Origin of the sequence: Flavobacterium sp. DG1-102-2 (assembly GCF_033042555.1) — a bacterium.
GTDB lineage: Bacteria > Bacteroidota > Bacteroidia > Flavobacteriales > Flavobacteriaceae > Flavobacterium.
Window position 1 is genome coordinate 61,346 of sequence record NZ_JAWLIK010000017.1, and the last position, 10,679, is coordinate 72,024.

General features: G+C 39.5%; 6 protein-coding genes. 1 reads left to right on the forward strand and 5 read right to left on the reverse strand.

The features are described 5' to 3' along the window. Positions 1-155: 155 nt before the first annotated feature. Both R1T16_RS18200 and R1T16_RS18205 read right to left on the reverse strand, forming a co-directional pair. Positions 156-1,559 (reverse strand): DUF5689 domain-containing protein, encoded by a 1,404-nt coding sequence (locus tag R1T16_RS18200; RefSeq protein WP_317502565.1) that lies wholly within the window; start codon positions 1,557-1,559, stop codon positions 156-158. Between the two features lie 9 nt (positions 1,560-1,568). Further along, the gene (locus R1T16_RS18205) at positions 1,569-4,478 is read right to left on the reverse strand and encodes a carboxypeptidase-like regulatory domain-containing protein (protein WP_317502566.1); all 2,910 of its coding nucleotides are present in this window, start codon (positions 4,476-4,478) and stop codon (positions 1,569-1,571) included. 138 nt (positions 4,479-4,616) lie between these two features. Between R1T16_RS18205 and R1T16_RS18210 the strand changes: the two genes are divergently transcribed. After that, the gene (locus tag R1T16_RS18210; protein ID WP_317502567.1) at positions 4,617-5,708 is read left to right on the forward strand and encodes an endonuclease/exonuclease/phosphatase family protein; all 1,092 of its coding nucleotides are present in this window, start codon (positions 4,617-4,619) and stop codon (positions 5,706-5,708) included. A gap of 39 nt (positions 5,709-5,747) precedes the next feature. Here the strand turns inward: R1T16_RS18210 and R1T16_RS18215 are convergent, their stop codons facing one another. The 3 genes from R1T16_RS18215 to R1T16_RS18225 form a co-directional block, all read right to left on the reverse strand. Next, the gene (locus R1T16_RS18215) at positions 5,748-8,021 is read right to left on the reverse strand and encodes a choice-of-anchor L domain-containing protein (RefSeq protein ID WP_317502568.1); all 2,274 of its coding nucleotides are present in this window, start codon (positions 8,019-8,021) and stop codon (positions 5,748-5,750) included. Positions 8,022-8,092: 71 nt separating this feature from the next. Further along, positions 8,093-8,908 (reverse strand): T9SS type A sorting domain-containing protein, encoded by an 816-nt coding sequence (locus R1T16_RS18220; RefSeq protein ID WP_317502569.1) that lies wholly within the window; start codon positions 8,906-8,908, stop codon positions 8,093-8,095. Positions 8,909-9,128: 220 nt separating this feature from the next. Further along, a partial coding sequence (locus R1T16_RS18225) for a T9SS type A sorting domain-containing protein (protein WP_317502570.1) occupies positions 9,129-10,679 on the reverse strand: 1,551 nt, incomplete at its 5' end.

The window sequence follows — 10,679 nt, forward strand, 5'->3', positions numbered from 1 at the left end:
ATTTGTTTTTTAGTGTTATCCGTATTTCTCCTTACTATTTTCAGATGAAAAGAGTTAGGATGTTTCAATGCTATTAAAAAGGTAAAAAGCCTTTAACTAAAAAATCCCACTCTGCATATTTACAGAATGGGATTTTAATTTATACGAATTGTTACCTAGTTGATAGCGATATCGTCAATTTGTATTGTAGTCGTTACTGTTGAAGTACCATTATATTCAAACACAAAGTAACCGTTTCCTGTAAGATCAGCAGGAAGATTATAAGTACCGGCCGTAGAGAATGAGTTTTGAGATTCTCCGTTTGCAGGATATGTAAGGTTTGTAAAGCTGTTTGTAATGTTTACAAGTTTAGTAGCATCTATAGCAAAACCAGCCTGATAATCTGCCGCTTTAATGTAATATACCTTAAGCGCTTCGCCCGTCATGTAACGAATTTCTTTGCTAAAGCTGAAAGTGTTTGCTGTAGTAAAATCTGCCGGTACAAAAAGGTATGTTTTAGATGGAGCACCCGGATTGCTCGCACCGTTAAACGATGTCATCTCTATGTATTTGTTTCCTGTGCTTGCAGGGAACTGTTTTACCTGCCAGTATCTGTTACCCACAGTGTAATCTGCAACATATTTAGGGAACGCAGATGCGTTTAGTGCATAGCTTTCAAAGTTTTCGGTAAGTGAACCTGCAAATGCAATTTGAGATCCTACCTGAGCCGACTGGCTTTGTCCCGGTTCCGGCGGAGCATCTCCAAATCTTGTCTGTGTAAGTTTAATATCATCTTCTGTTCTTGCAATGAATTGGTAATCTGAGTTGTATTTTGTCATAACTCCTCTAACGGTACCTGATTCTTTTGGGACTTTGCTTGATGCATAGCTTGTAAATTCGCTCGTCCTGAATATAACTCTTCTGCCTGTAGCGTCTTCAAGATAATGGTTTGTAGCGCCGCCTATTGCATTGCCTGCATCATAATACGTATCATAAACAGATTCTTTAACGAATTCAACATTCTGAAGTTCGATAAGCGTGTTAAGGCGGGAATCTTTCATCGCATCCTGAATTGATAATTTCTGAACAAGCTGCTCTTCATTAACCACCGTACATGATGGAATCACGATTTCTTTAAAATCGGCAGGGGTAAGCCTTCCTACCTGATTGCCGTTGTAAAGGGCACCAATCCTTAATGAACCAAATTCTGTATCCACATAGGTACTGTCCATTTTTATAAATACCATCCTTCCTGGTTCCATCTTCCTGAATATAGATGTAACATCGGCAGGAACGCTAAAACCAAAAGATCCGTCAAGTGTTTGTAATGATATTGTCTTAAAGAAATTACCTGATACATCGCTTGATACAACGTATGCCTGAATAACACTTCCTGATGGGCCATTGAATTTAGCTGCATTATCTACTGCTGTAATAGCCTGTGGCTCCATTGTAGGGCTTATTGTAGCTTCGGCACACTGAAGTACCGGAGTTTTATAATCATCATCATTAACGCAGCTTGCCAAAAGACCTGCCGACATTGCAAATGCAATTACTGATTTATTGAAAACTGTTTTCATAGTATTTTTTTATAGATTTATATATAGGTTTACAAAAAATGTCCTTCCGTAGCCATAAAAGTACCTTGGGCCAAATGATGGCGTTCCGCTTGAAACGTCCTGGTTTAATTGTCTGTAGTTTGCATTTCTGGCTTGTTCAAAACCACCTGTTTTATAGGTTTTATTTAGCACGTTATTAATACTTGCAAAGAATCCAAAAGTATTATTGCCTACTCTCCATGATTTACCACCCGTAAGGTTAAAAAGGAAGAAGTTGTCAAATTTCTCTTGTTTCAGTAGTTGTCTTGTGCGCGAATCTGTAACTTCAAGGAAAGGTTTTCCTGTTTCAGGGTCAATAATGAAACGGTCTGTACGAAGTAGTGCTGAAACATCAATATAGTTTGATGCGAGATAATTGGCATTTGCGCCTATCCACCAGAATTTAGGGTCTCTGTACTCTAAACCAATAGATAAAGCCTGTTGCGGCATACCCGGTAGTTTGTAATTCTTAAGATGGGCCTGCCCAAAGTTTGTAATAGAACCGTTTCCCTGAACGAGATCCGGGTTAGCCTCTATAAGATCAGCTGCTGCGCCGTCATTGTTAATAGATACATTAGGGTTGTTATCATAAGTATATTGGCCGTAAGCCGCAGAAAACATACCCTTTAATGTTGATGTGAACTGATACTCTATACCAAGCTCAAGTCCCATTTGCTTCTTGTCAATGTTTGTAACGGTCTCCGCTACGAATGCATCGTTATTAGTATCACTGTCAGTAGATTCTACAATACCTTCTGCAAAGAAGAATGACGTCTCAGTAGCGTTTGCTATTTTAGAATAAAAACCTGTAAGCCTTGCTTTAAGCTTAGGTGTCCTTATGATATAACTTAGGTCTCCACTGTAAATGTTTTCACTGTCTAAACCGTCTACGATAGTATTGTTCATCCTGGCGTTAGGGAATGTATTGCGCAGGGTAGGTGCTTTAGTCATGTAAACGCCATTAAAGCTTAGCATATGCCTGCCTGTAATTTTATACGTAGCACCACCTTTTACACCAAAGTTGTCGAAGTTTATCTTATCGCTGTCGCCAAAAGAGTTGTTTGCATAGATACCGTTTCTATATAAACCTTCCCTTTGGTACTCAGATCGCGAAAAATTACCGCCAATATAGAAATCAGCTTTTCTTTGTGAGAACCTTGCCTGTGCAAAAGCATCGTAGTTGTTAGCCATAAGATTATAGTTATAACCGTAAGTATCGCCAACACCCACCTGCCTGTTAGGGTTATTTAGGTCAGACTGCGACTGGTTTCCAGTGTAAAATGAGTCGATGTCATTAAAATGAGTACCTCCTAAAAGGTCAAGAAGATTCTGGAAATTGTGTGATTTTAATTTCCTGAATGTTGCACCGGCATTAAAAGTAATGTTATCTGTAAGCTGTGCGTTTAATATACTGTTTGCAGTCCAAGTCTTATCATCTGTCCTGTCTTCATAAAGCACATAGCGGCTCGCAGTAGGCGTACGACCTATAATGTTTCCGTTAGCATCAGTAATAACGGTTGAGTTTGCATCATACATACCCTGCCAGTCAAGCTGCGGGTTAGCAACAAAGTTTGCTCTTGTTTTATCAGCAATGGTTTTAAATTGGTCACCGATGTATAAACCACCTACGCCTCCCGGATGATAAGCGTCAGCAGGAATTACAGAGTTCAGGTTATTGTCTGTCTGGTACATTGATGTATAGTAACTCGGCAGGTTTCTGTAGTACGTAGGGTCAGGGTTATCTATATCCTGGTAGTCAAGGCGGCTGTTACCTATCTTACCAAACTGATAAGCAACGTTTGTGTTAAGTGTCATGCTTTCGTTGATCTTCCAGTAATGGCTAAGCATAAAGATAGGTTCTTCTACGTCTTTATCTCTTGAGTTTCTTTTCTCGCCATTCTGCCAGCCCCAGTACGAGTTATACTTAACCCCCATTAGATCTGTTACCTCCTGAGTATTAGGAGAGTTTTTTCCACGACTGTTCTGTGCATATATGCTGGTAAAGTTTAAGCTGTGCTTTTCGCCAAAACGCTTTTCAACGCTTGCAAAAAATGAATTTGCTCCATAATCGCTGCCTTCAAAATAGCCCTCCTGTGCCCATCGTCTTGATGCCGATAAAACAAATGCAAAACCGTCTTTGTTTAAGCCCGATGCATAAGTAGCCATTCCTCTCCAGCTGTAGTTTGTATTTGTACCCGAATACGATATCCTTGTACCCGGCCTGTAAATAGAAGCCCTTGTATTTATCTCCTGTGTACCTAAGATACTTCCAAAAGTATAGTCAGATGGTGCAGATCCCATTGTGAATTCCTGGTTTCTTGTTGCATCATTAAGGCCTCCCCAGTTACTCCATTGCGGCCTGCCGTCATACATTTTGTTCATTACCACACCATTTATCATGGTAACACCATATTCATTATCAAGGCCGCGTATCCTGTAGCGCGCCAGCCCCCAGTTAAAGGCAGCTGCCTGCTGATAGGTATCACGCGAGGCCTGAAGAAGCCCGGCGGTGTTTTCTGAACCACTGTTGTCATCACCAAGGTCATTTTCGGTTATGGTAATAAGGCTCAGTTCCTGCTCAGACGTAATGTCTTCTTCAAAAAGAATTGTACCCAGATCTGTAGTCTGGTTTTTTACAACCTCAAAATTCAGTGTCTTTGGTGCGTATCCTGCACTGTTTAACACAACGGTTTGTTTACCTTCAATAGCGTTTTCAAAAATAAAAACACCTTCGGCATTTGTTGTCACGGTAAGATTTGTGCTTTGTAATGTTGCAGAAACATCCTGCATGGGTTTTTTCGATTTTGAATCGAGAACGGTACCTTTTACCTGCGGAACCTGTTGTGCTAAACAGGTAAAAACCTGCAAAAACAGGAAAAGGCCGAGTAGTGCTTTTTTCATAGATTTAGTTAAAGTTAATCCCTCAATCATTAAGTTAAATATTTCTTAACGAGGCCAAAATTAGATGTTTTGATAATCCTATTTACTTTTGCCGAACGGTTTAAACTAAACTTGATATTTACTTAATATGTCGCCAAAATGATTAAAAATTTATTAACCTTAACCTTTATTGCAACTGCATTTTTTAAACTAAATGCACAGGAAAAACAGTTTAAGGTGCACACAATCGCATTTTATAATGTGGAGAACTTTTATGACACCATCAACGACCCATTAACCAGGGATGACGAGTGGGTGTACACGACGAAGAACTTTAAAAAGAAAGTGAACAACATTGCTAAAGTGATCTCGCTTATCGGTACAGATGAAAATCCGAATTCGCCAACGGTTATCGGGCTGGGTGAAATTGAAAATAGGAGAGTGCTTGAGGCATTGGTGAAAGATCCGCAGCTGGCGGCAAAAGATTACGGAATTATCCAGTATGATTCTCCCGACAAAAGGGGGATAGATACTGCGCTGCTTTACCAAAAGAAACATTTTAAACCTACAAGTTCTATAAATATACCTTTGTATATATATGATGATTTTGCCAAGCCGGAAAGCAAAGACAAAATAGAAATAAAGATAGACCTGAATGATAAAGATGACAAGGCGGAAACCGATACATCTGGCAGGATATATACCCGTGACCAGCTGCTGGTAACCGGTCTTCTTGATGGTGAAGAGGTTAGTTTTATAGTGAATCACTGGCCATCGCGCAGGGGAGGCGAAGCAAGCAGCAGCCACCTTCGGGAAGCGGCAGCGGCGCTTAATGTTAAGATCATTGACTCGCTGTATAAGATTAACCAGGATGCCAAGGTTATCACCATGGGAGATCTAAATGATGGGCCTTATAACAAGAGTATCAAGAAGGTGCTGAATGCAAAAGCCAAAAAGGATCAGGTTCAAAAACAAGGGATGTTTAACCCGATGGAAGAAATGTCTAAAAATGGGGTAGGGACGCTTGCTTACAGGGATGCGTGGGATCTCTTTGACCAGATGATACTTACAGAACCATTGATACGAAAAGATTATACTTCATACCGTTACTGGAAAGCAGGAGTGTTCAAGAAGCCTTATATGCTGCAAACAGCAGGGCAATACAAAGGATATCCAAACCGTAACTGGAATGGGGATATAGGGTACAGTGATCACTTACCGGTGTATCTATATCTCGTAAAACAGAAATAGCAGTAAACGAAAAGAGCATCAGATATTGATGCTCTTTTTTTATCGTAGTAAAGAGAAATGTCCTTTTACAGTCTTGTTTCTTAATTTAATAACAAACCAGTAATCTGTAGCAGGAAGTGGTCTTCCATTCAGGTTTCCATCCCATGAGCCTGATCCCTTAAATCCTGTTATGAGTTGTCCGTAGCGGTCAAATACAATAACTTCGGCATCCGGCACAAACGATAGATAAGGAATGCGCCAAACATCGTGTTTTCCGTCATTATTTGGTGTAAAGAACAGCGGATAATCCAGTACATAAAATCTGTCTGAGTACATTCCGCATCCGTTTTGATCGTTTATGTACACTTTGTATTCTCCTGCATCCAAATTGTTAAAAACATTGCTATCCTGAAAATGGATACTGTCTAATGAAAATTCGTAGTTACCCGATCCAATAGGCTCAATGGTAACACTGTTGTTACCACCATTAAAATCATTGATATCTATTACCACATCTGTAGCAGGGCCGGATGGGATAACTGTAAATGTTTTTGACCCAAAACATCCCTGGCTATTGGAAACTTTTACGGTATAATCTCCGGGTTGATCTATAACAAATGTATTTTGGTCGTATAACGGATTGCCATTCCATTCATAAGATGCATAATCTGCCCCTGCATTAAGAATAATAGTTTCTCCTGCACATTGTATCACCTCTTCGTCCTGAAGCGAATTTCCAAAGGAATATACCATGAGCTCTAAAGGTACAATACCAAAACAATCGGCTCCATTGTACACCCTTGAGTAAATAATCTGGGTATTTGCAGATGTATTTATAAATGATGAGGGATTGCTTATTTGATTTACAGAAAGAAGCGCATCGTTTTCAGTTGTATAATAATCAAGCTGAAGCCCCTGCGGTAAGTTTTGCAGTATCTCTGCATTGCGTGTTGTAAGGTCAAAAATTCTGAAGCCGTCAACAGAACCGTCTTCATCACAAAGGCCAATAGGTGGTGGTTGTACCAATGTATTATTTGAAGTCAGGAGATTTACTTTACTTATGCTAAAACAGCTGTAAGGTGTCATGACCTGGGCATAAAGCATCTGGTTTGGCACAGTATTCTGAAAAGCTGAAGTATTAGCAATAGGATTACTGCTGTTTTGTGCATCGGCCTCGCTTAAGTAATAGTTTACATAAAGGGATGTGTCATTATTAGTAATCATTTTGTAGGCAAGATCAAGATTGTACACGGCAAGGCCGTTGTTGTCTTCATCGCATTGAACGAGGTTATAAGACGAGGCCGGTGGCGGAGTGCTTTCTTCTATCCTTATTTTTCCGATAGACGTGCAGCTGATACCAAATTCTACTGTAACACTATATTCTCCGCCTGATGTTACATTGTAGAGTGGAGATGTTTCAGCTAGCAGTGCACCTTTTTTGTACCATTTATAGCCCATAGCATTTGCTGTTGTAGCATCAAGGGTAAGTGTTTCACCTGTGCATAGTGGGTTTAGAGTATCAAATAATCTGTCAGGCCCCAAGTCGGTAATATTTTTAAAACTGCCGCCGCCAAGAAGTATCGCCGAGTCATACAGGTTATTTCCCTGGTCTGCAACTACAAGCTTAATGTGATACAAGGTGCCTGCTGTCACGGCTGTCTGTGCCTGTAAAACTACTGTCTGGCCATTAAAATTAGTTGGGTGCTCTACCGGATTGAAACCTCCGAAATATTGCTCGTTGGCAGATGGGCAAACACCTTCGCCCCTTACTGTGTTTACTTTTACAGGAATATCGGTTCCCGGTACTACGGCAAGATTTTTATAGGGACTTGTACTTCCTGCTTCTTTTATTAGGAACGCAAACCCATCGGTATAATTGCATTGGTTTTGAGATGTAATGCTCGTAAGGTATTGTTCAGACGAAAAAATATAATCAAAACTAATTTTATCGGTGTAGGGAATAAAATCAAATTCCAATACGGTTGCATTGATCGTGTTATTTACAAGCAGGGCGTCTTCAAGGTCGGGGTCACCCAACCATGTCGCAGCACCTTCGCTTAACAATGATGAATTTGGCCCCTGAGCTGAAGATGTATATCCTGTGCTCAAAATAATTCCATTGTTCATAGGAAAACCGGGTGAAGCATTGGTAAAATAACCATAACTTTTATTATCAGGCGAGCCGCTTAGCGAAATGTTAGCTACCTGTGCGCATGAAGCGTCAATAAGTGAAGCGACCAACTGCTGGGCTGCATAAGTATCATTAACACTAATATACTGGGCAGAAACTGCCGGAGCAAGGAGCAGTAAGCTGAGATGTAATACTAATCTCATAAATTAAATAAATAGTTTAAATAAAAAAAGAGCATCCGACAGGATGCTCTCTAAAAATATAATTAGCCCAATTATTTTTTAATCAATTTTCTTGTAGCGGTTTTACCTTCTTCTGTAATTTTTACGATATAAATACCGGCAGTAAGGTTAGATACTTCTACAGTACCGTTAGTTACTTTAGCAGAAAGAACGGTTTTACCTAACATATCATAAACAACTACATCTTTATCATTGTTGTTAGAAGATGTAATGTTTAATGTACCTTCTGATACCGGGTTAGGGAATAACTGAAGTCCTTCGATAGTATTGTCATTAACACCTGCAACTCCGTTTACAATAAGAGAAAGGTTATCAAAATAGATATAACCTCCACCTACACCATCCTGGTGGTATGTACGTATCTGGTATCTTAATTTAGCCGCTCCGGCAGGTACGGTTACAGTTAGTGTTTTATTTACCCACTGTGTATTTTCAACTGAATATTCAGTTTCCTGAATGTTAGACTGGTCTGCTGTAGGTAGTGCTGTATTAGCATCGTTTAACCAGCTTGACCACAGTCTTGTTCTTGCTTTAGTATCGTTATCCATATAAGAATAGCTGATAGTAAGGCTTTGTCCCGGTACAACTGAGATAAGATCTCCATACTCTAAGTATTGTGTTGTTCCCTGAGCTTTAGATTCCTGTCTTGCCGAATTACCGCTTTGAGATATAGTAGTTTCTTTTACTAAAAGGTCATTGTAAAGAACAGTCGTTCCTGCTTTGTCAAAATTTACCGGATTCTCTTCTGTCCAGTTCTCAAAATCACCATTAACAAGTACATTCTGTTGTGCATTTGCAGTTATTGCTGTAAGCATTAGAGCAGCTGCTAAAACGTAAATCTGTTTCATTTTTTTAATGTTTTTTATTTTTGGTAAAATTATAAATACGTATAGCTCAACTGCCTATGTAATCATTGCTAAATTGTTAGCTAATGGTTACATATTAAACCTGTTTGTTATGTAAATTTTATGAAACAATTGATTTATGGCTGAAACTGCTTTTTTGTATATTTATAAAAAAAGTCCGGCTGCATTCATGCAGCCGGACAAGGAATATAAAATGTGATTCTTATTTTTTATCCTTAACCATTCGTATGGTTTCTTCTACCGTACCAAAGTTTATCTTCACAAGATATATAGACGCTTCAAGAGAAGAAACATCCAGTGTTCCTCCTTGTGTGTTCCATTGCTGGTTTATAACTTCCTGACCGGTAAGGCTATAAACTGTAATGTTAGTCACTGTCTCGGCAGTTTCTATGTACAGTTTATCTATAACCGGGTTAGGATAGTACTTGTAAGTAAACTTACTTACATCATCCATGCCAAGTGTAATGGTCACGGTTACAGCAAGGACCTGGTTGCTTTCGCAGCCATTTATGGTTTGCGTGGCATAGTAAGTAGAACCAGATATTAGAATTGTATTCTCAGTAAGTTCGTTTTCTCCAGCTATAGCATCTGCTTCTGTAGCATACCATTTAATGCTTTGGCCTTCAGCTTCTATGTTTGCAATAGTGTTTCCGTCTTCAGCGAATAACTGTGTAGCTTCGCCTTCCGGGGCAGGGGTAATGTTTATAGTTACAGAAACTTCAGTTCTTGTGCTTTCTACATCATTAACTGTTTGCGATACATAATAGTTTCCTGTAACAATAGCATCGGTTAATGCTAAAGCAGTTTCAGCATTTAAAGAAGCATACCACTTAAGGTTTTCTCCTTCGGCAACAATATCAGCAACAGTTGTCGAATTACAGAACACTTGTGCAGTAGCTGTAGGAGCTTCGGGAACCACGATCGTCGTTATTGTAACAACAACTTCTGTTCTTATACTTTCACAACCGTTTATTGTTTGCGAAACAAAATAGCTTCCTGATTCAAGTGCAGTGTCAACAGTTAGTGCGTTGCCACTATTTGCAGCAGCATACCATTTAATATCCGTTCCTGTTGCAATAAGGTCGCCAACTGTAGCACCTTCGTTAAACGTAAGTGCTGTAGCAATAGGTGCAGGGGTAACATTTATGGTTACAGAAACTTCAGTTTTTGCGCTCTCTACATTATTAACCGATTGCGATACATAATAGTTTCCTGTAGTTAAAACATCGCTGGCAGATAATACTGTAGTGCTATCCTGAGAGGCATACCACTTAAGGTTTTGCCCTTCGGCAACTAATTCTTCAACAGTAGCAGAATTACAGAATACTTGTGCCAAAGCTATTGGTGCTTCAGGTAAAACTATTGTTGTTATAGTAATAACAACTTCTATTCTTGTGCTTTCGCATCCATTTATGGTTTGCGAAACAAAATAACTTCCTGATTCAAGTATTGTGTCAGAAGTAAGTTCGTTACCTCCGTTTGCAGCAGCATACCATTTAAGGTCTGTTCCGTTTGCAGTAAGGTTAGTAACTGTTGCACCCTGGTTAAATGTAAGTGCTGAAGCTGTAGGAGCAGGAGTAACATTTACCGTTACTGCTACCTGAGTTTTCGAACTTTCACATCCGTTCAGTGTCTGTGTTACAAAATAATTGCCTGTTGCAACTGCATCTGTAGCATTTAAAGCTGTTGTGCTGTTAGCCGTGCCATACCATTTAAGTGCTGTACCTGTAGCCGTTAGATTAGCAACAGTTGC